Genomic DNA, 18566 nt, shown 5'->3' on the forward strand with positions numbered 1-18566 from the left:
CGCAGGGACGCTGGCCGGACCGGCCGCGAAAGGGCGCTTGACTCCGCGAACAAAAATAGAACAATGTTCCTCATATGTTCTCATCTCGTCAGGGAGTCGGATCATGTTGCGGATGTTCGTGGAAGAAGCTGCGGCGCTGGCCTCGATTGCGCTGTTTGTTGGAATGATCGCGGTCTGGGCCCAGGTGATTCCGCAGCTTTGATGCGGTGGCCCAAGCCGCCGAATCAAGCCGCCAGGCGGGGCTGGGGAAAAGCCGGATGGCGGGCGCGTCGCGTGCGTTCCGCGTGGACTCGGCAAGGCCGAGGCATCACCATTGCGGATAGCGAGTCGGAGTGCGGGAGCCTCCGACGATCGCTTCCCATCACGATGCAAGAGCCCGTTCAGCGACCATGTCCAGTGCCGGATTCGTCCATCTTCACGTTCATTCGGCCTATTCGCTGCTGAAGGGCTCGATCAAGATCGCCAAGCTCGGCGAGCTGGCGAAGGCCGACCGCCAGCCGGCGCTGGCGCTGACCGACACCGACAACATGTTCGGGGCGCTGGAATTCTCCGACAAGATGGCCGGCTACGGCATCCAGCCGATCGTCGGCTGCGAGCTCGCCGTCGATTTCGGCGACCAGGATCCCAATGCACGCAGCACGCTGGCTGCTGCGCCATCGCGAATCGTGCTGCTGGCGGCCAAGGAGCGCGGCTACCGCAGCCTGATGCGGCTGAACTCGCGGGCGTTCCTGGAGACGCCGGTCCATCAATCTCCGCACATCAAGCTTGAATGGCTGGAAGGCGAGGCCGAGGATCTGATCGCTCTGACCGGCGGGCCGGATGGTCCGATCTCGCTGGCGCTGCAGGCCGATCACACCGCGCTCGCGGCCGTGCGCTGCGAGCGGCTCGCGAATCTATTCGGCGATCGCCTCTACATCGAATTGCAGCGCCATGGCATCGACAAGGAGCGCCGCGTCGAGGGCGGCCTGATCGATCTCGCCTATGCCAAGGGCCTGCCGCTGGTCGCGACCAATGAGCCATATTTTGCGTCGAACGACGATTATGAGGCCCATGACGCGCTGCTCTGCATCGCCGGCGGCAAGCTGATCGCCGAGACCGACCGCGAGCAGCTCACGCCCGATCACCGCTTCAAGACCCGCGCCGAAATGGCGGTGCTGTTCGCTGACATTCCGGAGGCGCTGGCCTCGACGGTCGAGATCGCCGAGCGCTGCTCGTTCCGCCCGAGGACGCGCAAGCCGATCCTGCCGTTCTTCACCGTCGGTGCCGCATCAAGCCCGGATGCCGCCGCGGTCGAGGCTGCCGAGCTGAAGCGTCAGGCGGAGGAGGGGCTCGCGGAGCGCCTGCGCGTGCATGGTCTGTCGCCGAACACGACGGAGGAGGATTACAACAAGCGGCTCGCCTTCGAGCTCGACGTCATCGCGCGCATGAAATATGCGGGCTACTTCCTGATCGTCTCCGACTTCATCAAATGGGCCAAGGCGCAGGGCATTCCGGTCGGGCCGGGCCGCGGCTCCGGCGCAGGCTCGCTGGTGGCGTGGGCGCTCACCATCACCGACCTCGACCCGATCCGCTTTGGCCTGCTGTTCGAGCGCTTCCTCAATCCCGAACGCGTCTCGATGCCGGACTTCGACATCGACTTCTGCCAGGATCGCCGCGGCGAGGTGATCCAGTATGTGCAGCAGCGCTACGGCCGCGATCAGGTGGCGCAGATCATCACCTTCGGTACGCTGCAGGCGCGCGGCGTGCTGCGCGACGTCGGCCGCGTGCTGCAGATGCCTTACGGCCAGGTCGACAAGCTGACCAAACTGGTGCCGCAAAATCCGGCCGCGCCGGTGACGCTGGCGCAGGCGATCGAGGGCGAACCCAAGCTGCAGGCGTTCCGCGACGAGGACCCGGTGGTGGCGCGCGCCTTCGACATCGCCCAGCGCCTTGAGGGCCTGACGCGCCACGCCTCGACCCACGCCGCCGGCATCGTGATCGGCGATCGGCCGTTGAGCGAATTGGTGCCGCTCTATCGCGATCCCAAATCCGACATGCCGGTGACCCAGTTCAACATGAAATGGGTCGAGCCGGCCGGGCTGGTGAAGTTCGACTTCCTCGGCCTGAAGACGCTGACCGTGCTCGACGTTGCGTGCAAACTGCTCCGGCAGCGCAACATCCACGTCGACCTGGCGACCCTGCCGATCGATGACGCGCCGAGCTATCAGATGCTGGCGCGGGGCGATGTCGTCGGCGTGTTCCAGGTGGAAAGCCAGGGCATGCGGCGCGCGCTGATCGACATGCGCCCCGACCGTTTCGAGGACATCATCGCGCTGGTCGCGCTCTATCGCCCGGGCCCGATGGCCAACATCCCGACCTATTGCGCGCGCAAGCACGGCGATGAGGAGCCGGAATATCTGCACCCGGTGCTGGAGCCGATCCTGAAAGAAACCTTCGGCGTCATCATCTACCAGGAACAGGTGATGCAGATCGCGCAGGTGATGTCGGGCTATTCGCTCGGCGACGCCGACCTTCTCCGCCGCGCGATGGGCAAAAAGATCCGCGCCGAAATGGACAAGCAGCGCGACATCTTCGTCGCCGGGGCGGTCAAGAACGGCGTGCCGAAGGGGCAGGCGGAGACCATCTTCGAACTGCTGGCAAAATTCGCCGACTACGGCTTCAACAAGAGCCACGCCGCGGCCTATGCGCTGGTGTCCTACCACACCGCCTACATGAAGGCGCATTATCCGGTGGAGTTCTTGGCGGCGTCGATGACGCTCGAACTCAACAACACCGACAAGCTCTCGGAATTTCGCGCCGAGGCGCAGCGGCTCGGCATCAAGGTCGAGGCGCCGAACATCAACCGCTCCGGCGCCACCTTCGAGGTCGGCGAGAACACCATCTACTATGCACTTGCCGCGCTCAAGGGCGTCGGCCAGCAGGCGATCGACCAGATCGTCGAGGAGCGCAAGAAGGGTGCTTTCACCTCGCTTGCGGACTTCGCGGCCCGGGTCAATCCCCGCGCGATCAACAAGCGCATCATCGAGAGTCTCGCCGCCGCCGGCGCCTTCGACACGCTCGAATCCAACCGCGCCCGCGTCTTTGCCGGCGCCGATGCCATCCTCGCCGCCTGCCAGCGCAGCCACGAGGCGGCGACGATCGGCCAGAACGACATGTTCGGCAACGCTGCCGATGCGCCGACCATCATGCTGCCGCAGATCGAGCCGTGGCTGCCGGCCGAAAAGCTCCGCCGCGAATATGACGCGGTCGGCTTCTTCCTGTCCGGTCATCCGCTCGACGATTACGCGACCGTCCTGAAGCGGCTTCGCGTGCAGTCCTGGGCGGAATTCTCCCGCGCCGTGAAGACCGGCGCGACCGCCGGCCGGGTTGCCGCGACCGTGGTGTCGCGGATGGAGCGGCGCACCAAGACCGGCAACAAGATGGGCATCATGGGCCTGTCGGACCCGACGGGGCATTTCGAGGCGGTGCTGTTCTCCGAAGGGCTCGCGCAATATCGCGACGTGCTGGAGCCGGGGGCTGCCGTCCTGCTGCAGCTCGGCGCCGAGCTGCAGGGCGAGGACGTGCGGGCGCGGGTGCTGCATGCCGAGCCGCTGGACGACGCCGCCGCCAAGACCCAAAAAGGCCTGCGGATTTTCGTGCGCGACACCAAGCCGCTGGAATCCATCGCAAGACGGCTCAACATGCCCGAAACCACGCCATCGAACGGCTTGGCGAAAGGTCAGCCGGCAAAGCCTGCGCCTGCGCCATCGGGCGGCGCCGACGGCGACGTCTCGCTGGTCATGATGCTCGACCTGCAGACCGAGGTGGAGATGAAGCTGCCGGGCCGCTTCAAGGTCTCGCCGCAGATCGCCGGCGCGATCAAGGCGGTGGCGGGCGTTGTGGACGTGCAGACGCTGTGAGGCTCGATGAGCTTTCGACCGCACGGAAGCTGACAGTGCCCCCCACCGGGCTTGTTTCGGGGAAAGTGCTGAGCGCCTTGAGGAAATCCGGCGCGCGTCATTCGGTCGATTAGCAACGATTGAAGCAACATACTCCGATGGTCCTAAGCGGAAATTCAAACCGTGCGTGTTAGGATCGTCCGGGCTCACGCGGGCCTTTGGCGGCGAGACGGTCAAGGCTGCGCTTGACCTGGATCAATTCGCGAGCCGCGTCAGGCGGAATAATAATACAGCACGGGAGGAACAAGCGTGGCGCAGACCACCAAGGAGCATGCCGATCAGGTGCAGGCAACGGTGGCGCGCGGCTCGGCCGCGACGTCGGCCATGGTCGCGTCCTGGCGCCGCTCATCCAATTTTCATCGCCTCGATCCCGCCGAATGCAGCCTGCCGCGACGCTTGAGCGGGACCGAATTCGAACAGGCGCGGCAGCAGATCGAGCCGCTGGTCCGCGCCGCGCAGTCCAACCTTGATCGTCTGTTTCTAGCGGTCGGCGGGGTCGGCTGCTGCGTGCTGCTGGCCGACCGCAACGGCGTGCCTGTCGATCGGCGCGGCGCCGCTTCCGACGACGAGACGTTCAAGGCATGGGGCCTGTGGACCGGAACGGTCTGGAGCGAGGAATGCGAAGGCACCAATGGCATTGGAACCTGTCTTGCCGAACAACGCGCGCTGACCGTTCACCGCGACCAGCATTTCTACGCGCGCAACACGCTTTTAAGCTGCACCTCGGCGCCGATCTATGACCATGAGGGCAGGCTGGCCGCGGCGCTCGACGTCTCCTCCTGCCGCGCCGATCTCACCGAGGGCTTCGTCAATCTCATCGGCGTCGCCGTCGGTGACGCGGCGCGGCGGATCGAGATGGAGAATTTCCGCCTGGCATTTCCAAATGCCCGCTTCCTTTTTGCACCTGACATCAACCGCGGTGGCGGCGGGTTGATCGCGGTCGATGCCGACGACCTCGTCATCGGCGCGACGCGGTCGGCGCGGCTGGCGCTCGGGGTCAGCAGGGATTTTCTCAAGAAGCCGCTGCCGGCGGCGGACCTGCTCGGTGGTAGCTCCAGTCCGGCGCGGGATCTCGACCAGGCCGAGCGCGCCGCCGTGCAGCGCGCGCTGGCGCGCAGCAATGGCAACGTATCGGCCGCGGCCGAAGCGCTCGGCATCAGCCGCGCGACCCTGCACCGGAAGCTGCGGCGGCTCGATCTCCATCGCGCGCACTGAGGATTGTTTCGTGCGACTGTCGCAGTTCTGCGACACACGCGCAGACGATCCGGTTTCGACGGGCAGACAATAAACCCAGCCTTCGTCATGGTTTTCCTGAGCGCCGCATACAGCGACGCCATATCGAGGGAACAGCCATGAACAAGGTCGAATTTTCACGGACTGCGAAGGCCCCGTTCGAACGGCGGTACGGGAACTACATCAACGGAAAATGGGCCGAGCCGCGCTCAGGCCGCTACTTCGAGAATTTCTCGCCGGTCAACGGCCGGCTGCTGTGCGAGGTCGCACGCTCCGAAGCCAAGGATGTCGAAGACGCGCTCGATGCCGCGCACGCCGCCAAGGAAGCATGGGGCCGCGTCAGCGTTGCCGAACGCGCGCTGATCCTGAATCGCATCGCCGATCGCATGGAGGAAAACCTCGACCTGCTTGCGCTCGCCGAAACCTGGGATAACGGCAAGCCGATCCGCGAGACCACCGCGGCCGACGTGCCGCTCGCCATCGATCATTTCCGCTATTTCGCCGGCGCCATTCGCGCCCAGGAAGGCAGCCTCTCCGAAATCGATCATGACACCGTCGCCTATCATTTCCACGAGCCGCTCGGCGTCGTCGGACAGATCATTCCCTGGAATTTCCCGCTGCTGATGGCGTGCTGGAAGCTGGCGCCGGCGCTGGCCGCCGGAAACTGCGTCGTGCTCAAGCCGGCCGAACAGACCCCGGCCGCGATCATGGTATGGGCAGGGCTGATCGGCGATTTGTTGCCGCCGGGCGTGCTCAACATCGTCAACGGCTTCGGCCTCGAGGCCGGCAAGCCGCTGGCGTCCTCGCCGCGCATCTCCAAGATCGCCTTTACCGGCGAGACCTCGACCGGCCGCCTCATCATGCAATATGCAAGCGCGAACCTCATTCCGGTGACGCTCGAGCTCGGCGGCAAGTCGCCCAACATCTTCTTCAAGGACGTCACTGCCGAGGACGACGATTTCTTCGACAAGGCGATCGAAGGCTTCGTGATGTTCGCGTTCAACCAGGGCGAGGTCTGCACCTGTCCGAGCCGCGCGCTGATCCATGAATCGATCTTCGACCGCTTCATGGAGCGTGCCTTGAAGCGCGTCGAGGCGATCGTCCAGGGCGATCCGCTCGATCCGGCGACGATGATCGGCGCGCAGGCCTCGTCCGAGCAGTTGCAGAAGATCCTGTCCTACATCGACATCGGTCGCCAGGAGGGCGCGCAGGTACTGACCGGCGGGGCACGCAGCGAACTGCCGGGCGATCTCGCCGGCGGCTTCTACGTCAAGCCGACGGTGTTCAAGGGCAACAACAAGATGCGCATCTTCCAGGAGGAGATTTTCGGACCGGTTGTTTCGGTCACGACCTTCAAGGACGATGACGAGGCGCTCGCCATCGCCAACGACACGCTCTACGGCCTCGGCGCCGGTATCTGGAGCCGCGACGCCAGCCGGCTATACCGGTTCGGCCGCGCTATCCAGGCGGGCCGGGTCTGGACCAATTGCTACCACGCCTATCCGGCGCACGCCGCGTTCGGTGGCTACAAGCAATCGGGCGTCGGCCGTGAGACCCACAAAATGATGCTCGACCATTACCAGCAGACCAAGAACCTGCTGGTCAGCTACAGCCCGAAGAAGCTCGGCTTCTTCTGATCTGTAGTGAGAGGAATGGTGCGGCGCGCGCGGCCAATGCGGTCCGCGCGCCGCGCTGTTTTTCAAGAACTTGTCATCGTCTTTGCGATTCCGGCCACACCCGTTCCGTCGTATAGTTGCGCATCCAGGGGGAAGCTGTGCTGCATCACGTGAGTATCACCTGAAATAGCAGTGACGGAGGTCCGCCATGAAAGTCAAAGACGCAATGCACAAGGGCGTCGACTGGGTCAATCCCGATACGCCCATCACCGAAATCGCCAAGCTAATGCGCGAGCACGATATCGGCTGCATCCCGATCGGCGAGGACGACAAGCTGGTCGGCATGGTGACCGATCGCGATATCGTCTGCAAAGGACTTGCCAACGGCAAATTCGACGCCAATCGTGCCTTGGCGCGCGACGTCATGACCGACGGCATCCATTGCTGCCGGGAGGATGACGACCTTGCCAAGGCCGTGCATCACATGGAGTCGCTGCAGGTTCGCAGGCTGCCAGTCATCAACAAGAATAAGCGAATGGTCGGCATGATCAGCCTCGGCGACGTCGGCCGCCTGGCGCCCAATGATCTGCTGGCCGGATGCGTGAAGCACGTCGCGGCGCATCACTGACGTGCGGCCTCTTTGGGATCGCGGCGTCACACATCCTCTCGCGGCTGTTCAGCCACGAACAGCCGCCAATCTTCTGCTTGAATCACGTTGGCCGCGCGCCGCCTCAGTCGTGTGTGCTGAAGTGGCCGCGCCAGGCCTTCGCCGTCAGCCGTGCGAACTCCTCGCCGTCCATGCGGATCAGCGTCGCGTGGTCGCCGGCCTCCACGTAGATGTCCCGGTGCGGATCGATGCTGTTGTCGACGATGACGTCGAGCCCGTAACACTCACCAAGCGCCGGGATGGCGCCGCGCTCGCAATCCCCGAACAGACGTTCGATTTCATCCTCGCTCGCCAGGTCGACCTTGTGGCCGAGCTGACTTTTCAGCGCGGATAGATGCAGATGGTGCGAGGCCGGAAGCACGGCCATCATGTAGCCGCCGTCACGGCGCAGCACGACCGCCTTGGCCAGCGCCTCGCCGGAGACGTGGCAGGCTTCCGCCGTGCGCGTCGATGACATGGTCGGGGCATGGGCAATCAGGTCATAGCTGACGCCTTGGTCCAGGTATTTCTGCAGGGTCGGGGAAACGGTCATGGCGGCTCCTCCATTGCATGGGCAATCCGCCACATCGGAGGAACTCGCGCCACCGCCTCACGATGCGGGCGAACACGATCTAATGATAAGATACGCCCGCCGGGCGGTCGCCACAATGCCCAATTCTGTCAGGAACCGGGCGGAGCGGGCCGCCGTGCCTTGTTGCGAGCGCATTTGTTCAAGAAATGTTCAGCTCAAAGCGCCTTCGATACGGCGCGTGGGCGGCGACAGGGTGGGACCCATGCGGGCAGTTAGAAGTTTAACGATCCTTTCGGCGTGTCTCGTCACGATATCCGTTCTGGCGGGACATCTGAGCGATGCCGCCGCGCAGCAGCCGGAAAAGCGGATTGCGCTGGTGGTCGGCAACGGCGCCTACGCGCAATCGCCGCTGGCGACGGCGGTCAATGATGCGGGCTTGATCGCGCAGACCCTACAGGCGGCCGGTTTCGACGTGATCGGCGCCCGCGACCTCGACGGCGACACGCTGCGCAGGAGTTTTCGCGATTTCATCCAGAAGGCGGAAAGCTCGGGGCCGGATACCGTCGCGATGGTGTATCTCGCGGGCTACGGGCTGCAGCTCGCCGGCGACAATTATTTCGTGCCGGTCGATTCCGCGATCAACCGCGAAGCCGACGTACCGATCGAGGCGCTGCGGACCGGCGACTATATCCGCCAGCTGGCCTCGCTGCCGCTGAAGGCCGGCATCGTCGTGCTGGACGCGGCGCGGCAACAGCCTTTCGTCAATGGACAGATCGCAAGCGGTCTCGCGCTGGTCGAGGCCGATCCGCACATGCTGATCGCCTTCAATGCGGCGCCGGGAACGATCGCGCCGGCCGAGCAGGGGCCGTATGGCATCTACGCCCAGTCGCTGGCCGAGATGATCCGGACCGGCGGGTTGCCGCTGCCGGAGGTTTTCAATCGCCTCAGGCTGCGCGTCAACGAGGCGAGCAAGGGCGCGCAGGTGCCTTGGGACAGCCAGAAGGTCGATGCCGGCTTCACCTTCTTCGAGCGCGCCCCCGATGCGCCGGCCCCGGCGGCACCGGATCAGGCCGCCGCCGTCAAGGACAAGCCGATCCGCGATCTCGGCGTGCGGGACGCCTACGCCGCGGCGCTGGAGCGCGACACGCTACAGGGCTATGAGGAATTTCTCGGCGCCTATGCAAGCGATCCCTTGTCCAAACGGGTGAGGGCGATCGCGGCAGCGCGGCGCGAAGCGATCACATGGCGCCGCACCTACCGCACCGATACACCGAACGCCTATTGGTCGTATCTGCAGCGCTATCCGCGCGGGCCGCATGCCGCCGACGCGCGCCGCCGGCTGGCCATTCTCACCGCGCCGCTCGAGCCGCCGCCGACATTCGACGTCATCGACTACGATGTCCCGCCACCGCCGCCGGAAGAGATCATCTATGTCGATCGCCCGGTGCTGGCCTTCGGCGATCCCGAGTTCGATTTCGTCCCACCGCCGCCGGCGCCGGTCTACTATCTGCCGCCGCCGCCGGATGATTTCGTGGTGCTGGAGCCGCCGCCGCCGCCGATCGGGCTATTCATCCTGCCGCAGCCGGTGTTCGTGCCGATCCCGGTCTATGTCAGGCCGCCGCGCTATGTCGCGCCGCCGCCGAACAACGTCATCTTTGCCAACATCCATAATCGCGCCGCCATCGACAGCGTCATCAACCGGCGGGGGCCGCCGCCGCCCGCGGCCGGACCCGGGGAAAGGGCTGGCCGTCCCGGCTCGCCGGCGGTTGCGCCGGCGCAAGGAACCGCCACGCCGAGCCTGCCGCCCGCGGTCGCGCAGCGCGCGACGCTGATCCAGCAGGGCAAGGCGCCGGTACCACCGAGCGCCACGATCAATCCCGCAGTGAGGACCGGTTTGCCCGGCGCTCCCGCGGGACAGGCCGGACGGCCGAACGCGCCGCAGCCGGCAAACGCACCGGCCGCGACGCTGCCGTCGCCGCAGCCCCTGCCGAGGGCCAATGCGTTGCCGGTGCCGGGCGCCAGGGGCGCGCCGCCGCCACCGCCTAGCGCTGCAGTCAATCCAAACGCGAGGACCGCGCCCGGCACTCCGCCAACACCGCCCAGCGCGGCGGTCAATCCGAACGCGAGGACCGGGCCCGGCGCGCCACCGCCCAGCGCCGCGGTCAATCCGAACGCCAGGACTGCGCCCGGCACGCCGCCGCCCGCACCCGGCGTGACCGGCGCACGGCCTGCCATTGGCGCAACGGCTCCGGTCGGCCCGCCACCCCGAGGCACGCCGCCACCAAGCGCCGCCGCGCCATCGAGGCCATCAGCTGCGGTTGCCCCGCGACCTCAACCGCCGCCCGACGTGCGGCGAGCCCCGCCGCCCGCGGCGATCGCGGCAAGGCCGCCACCGCCGGCTGCGCGGATCAGCCCGGCGGCGCCGCCGCCCAGGATGGCCCCGCCACCTCCGCCGGCAAGGATGGCCGCGCCATCGCCTCCACCCAGAATGGCCGCGCCACCGGCGCCGCCGCCTCGCATGGCTGCGCCGCCGCCACGAATGGCTGCGCCGCCTCCGCCAGCCCCGCGGATGGCCGCTCCGCCGCCTCCGCGGATGGCTGCCCCGGCACCACCGCCACGGATGGCGGCACCGCCACCGGCGGTGCGCGCCGCGCCGGCCAGGAGCTGCCCGCCCGGCGCCCGCTGCTGAGTGTTAACGGGCCAGATCACTGGATCTGGCCCGGGACGGCTCCAAATCGCAGGGCTTGGGGGCTGAAAATCCAGCCGTATTTCCTTGCTTCTGGCTGGAATCCGGCTATATAGCGCGCCATCTCACACGGAAACATGGCTCTCAAAGGCCGTCCGGTGGCAACCGGGCCAGTCAGGCCCGTTTGCTCACACGTTTCCGGAGGAACCAACCGGAGAACTATACCTATGGCGCTACCCGATTTCTCTATGCGTCAGCTCCTCGAAGCTGGCGTGCACTTTGGTCACCAATCGCACCGCTGGAATCCGAAGATGGCGGATTACATTTTCGGTGCCCGCAACAACATCCACATCATCGATCTCGCCCAGACCGTGCCGATGCTGCACAACGCGCTGAAGGCGGTGTCGGACACCGTTGCCAAGGGCGGCCGCATCCTGTTCGTCGGCACCAAGCGCCAGGCGCAGGACGGCGTGGCCGATGCGGCGAAGCGCTCGGCGCAGTACTTCGTCAACTCGCGCTGGCTCGGTGGCACGCTGACCAACTGGAAGACGATTTCGGGCTCGATTAAGCGCCTGCGTCATCTCGACGAGGTGCTGTCGTCCGGCGAAGCCAACTCCTACACCAAGAAGGAGCGGCTGACGCTGCAGCGCGAGCGTGACAAGCTCGACCGTTCGCTCGGCGGCATCAAGGACATGGGCGGTCTTCCCGACATGATCTTCGTGATCGACACCAACAAGGAAGACATCGCGATCCAGGAAGCGCAGCGGCTGAACATTCCCGTTGCCGCGATCGTCGATACCAACTCCGACCCCAAGGGCATCACCTATGTGGTGCCGGGCAATGACGACGCCGGCCGCGCCATCTCCCTGTATTGCGACCTGGTGGCCCGCGCCGCCATCGACGGCATTTCGCGCGCGCAGGGCGATTCCGGCATCGACGTCGGCGCCGCTGTTCAGCCGCTCCGCGAGGAACTTCCGGCCACGGCCGAAACCTCTGGCTTCCAGGGCCTGGCCGGTCCCCGCGGCACTGCCGACAACCTCAAGAAGCTCACCGGCGTGTCGGGCACGATCGAGAAGAAGCTCAACGATCTCGGCATCTTCCACTATTGGCAGCTCGCCGAGCTCGATCACGATACCGCACACAAGATCGGCGAAGAGGTCGGTCTTCCGAGCCGGGCCGATGCCTGGGTCGCCCAGGCCAAGGCGCTCACTGCGGAAGCGGAATAATTGGTACGCCGCGTGGCCGGATCGTCCGGCCACCGGTTCTGTTCCTCAAGGCTTGAGCATTCCCTGGAGCTGACGATGGCACGGCGCAAAGCGCGCCGGGCCGGCCGCTCACAGGCAAGAAGGATATTCAACGATGGCAACGATCACTGCGGCGATGGTCAAGGAACTGCGCGAGTCGACCGGCGCGGGTATGATGGACTGCAAGGCCGCGCTCACTGAAACCAATGGCGACATGCAGGCGGCTCAGGACTGGCTGCGCAAGAAGGGCCTGTCCAAGGCTGCCAAGAAGGCCGGTCGCGTCGCGGCGGAGGGCCTGATCGGCGCGCTGACGTCGGGCACCAAGGGCGTCGTGGTCGAAGTCAACTCCGAGACCGACTTCGTCGCGCGCAACGAGCAGTTCCAGGGCCTCGTCAAGATGATCGCCCAGGTCGCTCTGCACAACAAGGCCGACGTCGAGGTGATCAAGGCTGCCAAGGTCGGCGACGTCACCGTCGAGGCTGCGATCAACGACGCGATCGCCACGATCGGCGAGAACATGTCGCTGCGCCGCGCCTCCTCGCTCGAGGTCAGCAAGGGCGTGGTCTCGAGCTACATCCATGGCGCGGTGATCGACGGCGCCGGCAAGATGGGCGTGCTGGTCGCGCTGGATTCGGCCGGCAAGACCGACGAGCTGGCCCAGCTCGGCCGCCAGCTCGCGATGCATGTCGCGGCGACCAATCCACTGGCGCTGGATTCGGCCGGCCTCGACCCGGAGACCGTGAAGCGCGAGAAGGACGTGCTGGCCGACAAGTATCGCCAGCAGGGCAAGCCGGAGAATGTGATCGAGAAGATCGTCGAGTCCGGCCTGAAGACCTACTACAAGGAAGTCTGCCTGCTCGACCAGGCCTTCATCCACGACACCGGCAAGTCGGTGGCGCAGGCGCTGAAGGAAGCTGAGGGCAAGGTCGGCGGACCTGTAAAGATTGCCGGCTTTGTGCGCTATGCTCTCGGCGAGGGAATCGAAAAGCAGGAATCCGATTTCGCGGCCGAGGTCGCGGCGGCCAGCGGCAAGAAGTAACCGCTGCGGTCACAGACTTCCGGCGCGATGCGCCGGAAGTCGCCTGCGCGGGACAAGGAAGCGATAAGCAATGGCTGACCCGGTCTATCGTCGCGTTGTGATCAAGCTCTCGGGCGAGTATCTCGCAGGCAGCCAGTCTTTCGGCATCGATCAGCCCACCATCGACCGCATCGCCGACGATCTGATCGCGGCCAAGAAGCTCGGCGTCGAAGTCGCCGTCGTGATCGGCGGCGGCAACATCATTCGCGGCGTGGAAGTGTCCTCGCGCGGCGTGTCGCGCCCGACCGGCGATACCATGGGCATGCTCGCAACCATGATGAACTGCCTGGCGCTGGAAGCCGCCATCGAGCGCAAGGGGACGCCGGCTCGGACCCTGTCGGCGTTCGTGATGCCCGAGATTTCCGAGCTGTTCACCCGCAGTGCGGCGCACAAATACCTCGCCGAGGGGCGCATCGTGCTGCTCGGCGGCGGAACCGGCAATCCGTTCTTCACCACCGACACCACGGCGGTGCTGCGGGCGGCCGAGATCGGGGCGGAGGTCGTGCTGAAGGCCACCAATGTCGACGGCGTCTACAGCGCCGATCCGAAAAAGGACCCGTCCGCCAAGCGTTTTGATCGTCTGACGCATTCGCAGGCGATCACCGGTGGCTACAAGGTGATGGATGCGACCGCATTCGCGCTTGCCCGCGAGACGTCACTGCCTATCATCGTATTCTCGATCGCCGAGCCGGGTTCGATCGGCGCCATCCTGCGCGGGACCGGCCACGGCACGGTGGTCGCCGGCTGATATGCCGGCGCAGTTTCGACCGCAGGCAAGCAAGACGCCGGCGGCTGGTTTCCAAGGAGGGGAGAGCGTTATGCCCACGCCCGGTTTTGACATCAACGAATTGAAGCGCCGCATGCAAGGCGCCACAAACTCGCTCAAGCATGAGCTGGGAGGCCTGCGGACCGGCCGCGCGTCGGCGTCGATGCTCGAGCCGGTGCAGGTCGAAGCCTATGGCTCGCACATGCCGCTGAACCAGCTGGCGACCGTCAGCGTGCCCGAGCCGCGCCTGCTTTCCGTCCAGGTATGGGACAAGTCGATGGTCAAGGCCGTGGAAAAGGCGATCGTCGATTCCAATCTCGGCCTTTCGCCTGCGACCGAAGGACAGGTGCTGCGTCTGCGGATTCCGGAACTCAACGCCGAGCGGCGCAAGGAACTGGTGAAGGTCGCGCATAAATACGCCGAGGCCGCCAAGGTTGCGGTCCGCCACGTTCGCCGCGACGGGCTCGATATCGTCAAGAAGCTCGAGAAGAATCACGAGATTTCCGAGGACGACCAGGAGCGGCTGGCTAACGAGGTGCAGAAGGCGACCGACGGAATGATCGCCGAAATCGATCAGTTGCTGGCGGCGAAGGAAAAGGAAATCCTCACCGTTTAATGACAACCTTCAAGCGTTGAGACTGGAACGGTTCAAGACTGGCCCTGGAATTTTGATGATGCCGAACGCCGCCGCCCCTGCCACGGAAGGACCGGATCGCTCCGTTCCGTTGCATGTGGCGATCATCATGGACGGAAACGGGCGCTGGGCGGCAGCGCGCGGTCTGCCGCGTGCCGAAGGTCATCGCCGCGGCGTCGAGGCGCTGCGCCGCGTGGTTCGCGCCGCCCATGAACTCGGCGTGCTCTATCTGACGATCTTTTCGTTCAGTTCCGAGAACTGGTCGCGGCCCGCGACCGAAATCGGCGATCTGTTCGGCTTGCTCCGCCGCTTCATTCGCAACGATCTGGCAACGCTGCATAGCGACGGGGTGCGCGTGCGGGTGATCGGCGAGCGGGAGGGGTTGGAAGCGGATATCTGCACGCTGCTTAACGAAGCCGAGGAACTGACCAAGGACAACACCAAGCTCAATCTCGTGGTCGCATTCAACTATGGATCGCGCCAGGAGATCGCCGGCGCCGCGCAGCGCTTGGCGCGCGAAGTCGCCGAAGGCAAACGCGATCCGGCCTCGATCGACGCCGATACGCTCGGCCGCTATCTCGATGCGCCCGATATCCCCGATCCCGATCTGATCATCCGCACCAGCGGCGAGCAGCGGCTGTCGAATTTCCTGATGTGGCAGGCGGCTTATAGCGAGCTCGTATTCGTGCCGATTCACTGGCCGGATTTCGACAAGGCGGCGCTGGAAAGCGCGATTGCCGAATATGCCAGACGGGAACGCCGTTTCGGCGGTCTGGCCGCGAAAACCGGATCGTGACCGAGGGCGAGGCCGCGCCGGCGGCAGCGAGCGGATCGGACAAGCGCAATCTCATCATGCGCGTCGCCGTGGCCGTCGTGCTGATACCGCTCGCCGTCGCGATCGCCTATGCGGGCGGCTTTTTGTGGACGGCACTGGTGACGCTTGCCGCGATCGGTCTGTTCGCGGAGTGGCTTGCGATCGTGGGCCTTTCCGGTGCGATGCGCATGACGGTGCCGGGCGTCGTTGCGCTTGCGGTTGCCGGGCTCTGTTTTGCACTTCATCGCCTGGATGCCGCGTTGGTCGTGCTGGCGGCCGGGCTCATCGCCGTCGCCGCGATGGCACCGGAGCGGCGTAACTGGGCGGCGGCGGGATTTTTGTATGCGGCGGCGGCGGAGATCGCCTCGGTGCTGGTCCGCCTCGATCCTGTGAAGGGATTTTCCGCCCTGATGTTCGTGCTGCTGGTCGTGTGGGTCACCGACAGCGGCGGCTATTTCGCGGGCCGCGGCATTGGCGGGCCTAAACTGTGGCCGCGCGTCAGCCCGAAAAAGACCTGGGCGGGCGCGATCGGCGGTTTTGCCGCCAGCCTTGCAGTGGCCGGCGGATTCTCTGCCTTAGACCTGGGCCGGGCAGGACCGTTATTGCTGGTTTCGGCAGTGCTTTCGGTCGTGTCGCAGCTCGGGGATCTCTTCGAATCCGCCGTGAAGCGGCGTTTTGGCGTAAAGGACTCAGGTCACATTATTCCGGGCCATGGCGGACTAATGGATCGCCTGGATGGTTTTGTCGCAGCCGTCGTCGTGGCGGCATTTTTGGGCTTTCTGCGGGCTGGCGCCGATGGCGTCGGCCGCGGTCTTATGGTTTGGTGATACGATGAGCGCAGTTCCATTGCGTAACAACAAGGCTGCGGCGGCTGCCGCACGCACGGTCTCGGTGCTGGGCGCCACCGGCTCGATCGGCGACAGCACGATGGATTTGCTGCGCGGCGCGCGCGACCGCTATCAGGTCGAGGCGCTGACGGCGAATTCCAATGTCGAGGCGCTGGCCAAACTCGCGAAGGAATTCGGCGCGCGGTTCGCCGCGATCGCCGATCCGGCGCGGCTGGGTGAGCTGAAGGCGGCGCTTGCCGGCACCGGCATCGCATGCGGCGCCGGCGAAAGCGCTATTATCGAGGCGGCTGCGCGTCCCGCCGACTGGGTGATGGCGGCGGTCAGCGGTGCAGCCGGCCTGAAGCCCGCTCTGGCGGCGGTCGATCGCGGCGCGGCGGTGGCGCTCGCCAACAAGGAATGCCTGGTCTGTGCCGGCGATTTCTTCATGCAGCGTGCGGCAAAGGCCGGCGCCTGCATCCTGCCTGCCGATTCTGAGCACAATGCGCTGTTTCAGGCGCTCTCGTCCGGCAATCGTGAAGAACTGGTGCGCGTGATCATCACGGCCTCGGGCGGGCCGTTCCGCACCTGGGCGCCGGCCGACATTGAGCAGGCGACGCTGGAGCAGGCGCTGAAGCATCCGAACTGGAGCATGGGTCAAAAGATCACGATCGATTCGGCCTCGATGATGAACAAGGGCCTCGAAGTCATCGAAGCTTCCTACCTGTTCGCGCTCTCGGCCGATGAAATCGACGTTCTCGTGCATCCGCAGTCGATCATTCACGGCATGGTTGAATTTTCCGATCGCTCGGTGGTGGCGCAGCTTGGCGCGCCCGACATGCGCATTCCGATCGCGCACTGCCTTGGTTGGCCCGATCGAATCGTCGGCCCATCGGCCCGGCTCGATCTCGCCAAAATCGGCCAGCTGACCTTCGAGGCGCCGGATTTCGAGCGGTTCCCGGGCTTGCGGCTGGCCTACGAATCGTTACGTACCGGACGTGGTGCGACCACGGTATTCAACGCCGCCAATGAGGTGGCGGTGGCGGCGTTCATCGCCGGAAAGATCCGGTTTGGATCGATCGCGCGCCTTGTCGAAGCCACCATGAACGACTGGATTCGCGCCGGAAACCTGGCGCCCCTGAGTTCGGCCGATGACGCGATTTCCGTTGACTATAACGCGCGAAATAGAGCCGCCTCCCTATTGCCTCAAATTGCCTTAAAGGCATCCTAGAGGGTTGGGGACGGAGCTTTGCTCTCGTCGAGGGGAACCTGATGACCGAATTTTTTCTGCATAGTTTCAATACGTTGAGCCACGGGCTCGTCGGCTACATCATCCCCTTTTTGTTCGTTCTGACCATTGTCGTGTTCTTTCATGAACTCGGCCACTTCCTGGTCGCACGCTGGGCGGGCGTGAAGGTGCTAACGTTCTCGCTCGGCTTCGGGCCGGAACTTGCCGGCTTCAACGACCGCCATGGAACGCGCTGGAAGATCTCCGCGATCCCGCTCGGCGGTTACGTGAAATTCTTCGGCGACGAATCGGAAGCCTCGACGCCCTCATCGGCCGAAACGCTCGCCCGCATGACCGAGGAAGAGCGGGCAGGCAGTTTCCACCACAAGAAGGTTGGCGCCCGCGCCGCCATCGTCGCCGCTGGTCCGATCGCGAATTTCATTCTGGCGATCGTTATCTTCACCTGCCTGTTCACCTTCTTCGGCAAGCCGAGCACGACGGCGCGGGTCGACAAGATCGAAGCCAGCAGCGCCGCCGAGCGGGCCGGGTTCCAGGTCGGCGACATCGTCACCGCCATCGACGGCAAGAAGATCGGCAGCTTCTCTGACATGCAGCGCTTCGTCAGCGTCCGCGCCGGCGAAACCATGACCTTTACCGTCAAGCGCGGCGATTCGACCTTGGATTTGAAGGGCACGCCGGAACTGCGTGAGGTGAAGGATCCCTTCGGGAACACGCAGCGGCTCGGCATTCTCGGCATCACCCGTGCGACATCACCGGGCGAAGCCACGACCGAGAAGGTCGATCCGGCAACCGCGCTCTGGCTCGGGGTCAAGGAAACCTACTTCGTCATCGAACAGACGCTCGCCTATATCGGGAACATTTTTACCGGCCGGGCCAGCGCCGACCAGATCGGTGGGCCGATTCGAATCGCCCAGATTTCGGGGCAGGTCGCGACCCTCGGGCTGATTCCCCTGCTGCATCTGGCGGCGGTGCTGTCCATCTCGATCGGGCTCTTGAACCTGTTCCCGGTTCCGCTGCTCGATGGCGGCCACCTTATGTTCTATACGGCCGAGGTGCTGCGGGGCCGTCCCTTGTCTGAAAAATCGCAGGAATACGGCTTCCGGGTGGGGCTGGTGCTGGTGCTGATGTTGATGGTGTTCGCTTTCTATAATGATTTCCATCAGGTGCCGTGGCTGAAGGGGCTTTTCGGCAGATCGTAGAAGCGGCTTTTTTGTGACGTTGCCCATTGGCAACGCCTTGGAATGAAATTGGAATTGCCGCGCTAAGTCTGGTTTGCCGCCCTGTCGAAATTGGCTACAAGCAATGC

The 18566-nt window shown here is 65.1% G+C and carries 14 protein-coding genes; 13 read left to right on the forward strand and 1 reads right to left on the reverse strand.

The features are described 5' to 3' along the window. Positions 1–389 precede the first annotated feature (389 nt). The 4 genes from dnaE to QA643_RS19030 all read left to right on the forward strand — a co-directional run bounded on the left by dnaE (position 390) and on the right by QA643_RS19030 (position 7415). Positions 390–3899, forward strand: a complete 3510-nt coding sequence (gene dnaE / locus QA643_RS19015) for a DNA polymerase III subunit alpha (protein ID WP_283034600.1) — start codon at positions 390–392, stop codon at positions 3897–3899. Positions 3900–4187: 288 nt separating this feature from the next. Next, positions 4188–5153: a helix-turn-helix domain-containing protein gene (locus tag QA643_RS19020; protein ID WP_283034601.1), complete on the forward strand. Its 966-nt coding sequence runs from the start codon at positions 4188–4190 to the stop codon at positions 5151–5153. 137 nt (positions 5154–5290) lie between these two features. Beyond that, entirely contained in the window at positions 5291–6808 is a 1518-nt protein-coding gene (gene adh / locus QA643_RS19025; RefSeq protein WP_283034602.1) for an aldehyde dehydrogenase, read from the forward strand. A gap of 187 nt (positions 6809–6995) precedes the next feature. Next, on the forward strand, positions 6996–7415 hold the full coding sequence (locus tag QA643_RS19030) for a CBS domain-containing protein (RefSeq protein ID WP_283034603.1): 420 nt from the start codon (positions 6996–6998) through the stop codon (positions 7413–7415). Between the two features lie 103 nt (positions 7416–7518). Here QA643_RS19030 and QA643_RS19035 read toward each other — a convergent pair whose 3' ends face one another. Continuing rightward, positions 7519–7986, reverse strand: coding sequence for a YbaK/EbsC family protein (locus QA643_RS19035; RefSeq protein ID WP_283034604.1), 468 nt, complete (start codon positions 7984–7986; stop codon positions 7519–7521). A 241-nt stretch (positions 7987–8227) separates the two neighbouring features. Between QA643_RS19035 and QA643_RS19040 the strand changes: the two genes are divergently transcribed. The 9 genes from QA643_RS19040 to rseP all read left to right on the forward strand — a co-directional run bounded on the left by QA643_RS19040 (position 8228) and on the right by rseP (position 18459). Continuing rightward, entirely contained in the window at positions 8228–10654 is a 2427-nt protein-coding gene (locus QA643_RS19040) for a caspase family protein (protein ID WP_283034605.1), read from the forward strand. 224 nt (positions 10655–10878) lie between these two features. Next, positions 10879–11877: a 30S ribosomal protein S2 gene (locus QA643_RS19045; RefSeq protein WP_283034606.1), complete on the forward strand. Its 999-nt coding sequence runs from the start codon at positions 10879–10881 to the stop codon at positions 11875–11877. Between the two features lie 133 nt (positions 11878–12010). After that, complete coding sequence (tsf, locus tag QA643_RS19050) at positions 12011–12934, forward strand: translation elongation factor Ts (protein ID WP_283034607.1); 924 nt, start codon at positions 12011–12013, stop codon at positions 12932–12934. 70 nt (positions 12935–13004) lie between these two features. Next, complete coding sequence (gene pyrH, locus QA643_RS19055) at positions 13005–13721, forward strand: UMP kinase (RefSeq protein WP_283034608.1); 717 nt, start codon at positions 13005–13007, stop codon at positions 13719–13721. Positions 13722–13791: 70 nt separating this feature from the next. After that, on the forward strand, positions 13792–14355 hold the full coding sequence (gene frr, locus QA643_RS19060; protein WP_283034609.1) for a ribosome recycling factor: 564 nt from the start codon (positions 13792–13794) through the stop codon (positions 14353–14355). Between the two features lie 58 nt (positions 14356–14413). Continuing rightward, the gene (locus QA643_RS19065; RefSeq protein WP_283034610.1) at positions 14414–15169 is read left to right on the forward strand and encodes an isoprenyl transferase; all 756 of its coding nucleotides are present in this window, start codon (positions 14414–14416) and stop codon (positions 15167–15169) included. Then, positions 15166–16014: a phosphatidate cytidylyltransferase gene (locus QA643_RS19070; RefSeq protein WP_283034611.1), complete on the forward strand. Its 849-nt coding sequence runs from the start codon at positions 15166–15168 to the stop codon at positions 16012–16014. The genes QA643_RS19065 and QA643_RS19070 overlap by 4 nt, the downstream gene beginning before the upstream one ends. Positions 16015–16018: 4 nt before the next feature. Continuing rightward, positions 16019–17242, forward strand: coding sequence for a 1-deoxy-D-xylulose-5-phosphate reductoisomerase (gene dxr / locus QA643_RS19075; RefSeq protein WP_283034612.1), 1224 nt, complete (start codon positions 16019–16021; stop codon positions 17240–17242). Positions 17243–17283: 41 nt separating this feature from the next. Next, positions 17284–18459: an RIP metalloprotease RseP gene (gene rseP / locus QA643_RS19080; protein ID WP_283034613.1), complete on the forward strand. Its 1176-nt coding sequence runs from the start codon at positions 17284–17286 to the stop codon at positions 18457–18459. Positions 18460–18566 lie beyond the last annotated feature (107 nt).

This window comes from Bradyrhizobium sp. CB3481 (genome assembly GCF_029714305.1).
In the GTDB taxonomy this organism is placed as follows: domain Bacteria; phylum Pseudomonadota; class Alphaproteobacteria; order Rhizobiales; family Xanthobacteraceae; genus Bradyrhizobium.

What these genes read in the sequence shown, in the direction of transcription:
- frr (WP_283034609.1), top strand. Translation starts at nt 13,792, where the DNA reads ATGCCCACGCCCGGTTTTGACATCAACGAATTGAAGCGCCGCATGCAA.
- dnaE (WP_283034600.1), top strand. Translation starts at nt 390, where the DNA reads ATGTCCAGTGCCGGATTCGTCCATCTTCACGTTCATTCGGCCTATTCG.
- QA643_RS19045 (WP_283034606.1), top strand. Translation starts at nt 10,879, where the DNA reads ATGGCGCTACCCGATTTCTCTATGCGTCAGCTCCTCGAAGCTGGCGTG.
- QA643_RS19035 (WP_283034604.1), bottom strand. Translation starts at nt 7,986, where the DNA reads ATGACCGTTTCCCCGACCCTGCAGAAATACCTGGACCAAGGCGTCAGC.
- rseP (WP_283034613.1), top strand. Translation starts at nt 17,284, where the DNA reads ATGACCGAATTTTTTCTGCATAGTTTCAATACGTTGAGCCACGGGCTC.
- QA643_RS19065 (WP_283034610.1), top strand. Translation starts at nt 14,414, where the DNA reads ATGCCGAACGCCGCCGCCCCTGCCACGGAAGGACCGGATCGCTCCGTT.
- QA643_RS19030 (WP_283034603.1), top strand. Translation starts at nt 6,996, where the DNA reads ATGAAAGTCAAAGACGCAATGCACAAGGGCGTCGACTGGGTCAATCCC.
- QA643_RS19040 (WP_283034605.1), top strand. Translation starts at nt 8,228, where the DNA reads ATGCGGGCAGTTAGAAGTTTAACGATCCTTTCGGCGTGTCTCGTCACG.
- tsf (WP_283034607.1), top strand. Translation starts at nt 12,011, where the DNA reads ATGGCAACGATCACTGCGGCGATGGTCAAGGAACTGCGCGAGTCGACC.
- adh (WP_283034602.1), top strand. Translation starts at nt 5,291, where the DNA reads ATGAACAAGGTCGAATTTTCACGGACTGCGAAGGCCCCGTTCGAACGG.
- pyrH (WP_283034608.1), top strand. Translation starts at nt 13,005, where the DNA reads ATGGCTGACCCGGTCTATCGTCGCGTTGTGATCAAGCTCTCGGGCGAG.
- dxr (WP_283034612.1), top strand. Translation starts at nt 16,019, where the DNA reads ATGAGCGCAGTTCCATTGCGTAACAACAAGGCTGCGGCGGCTGCCGCA.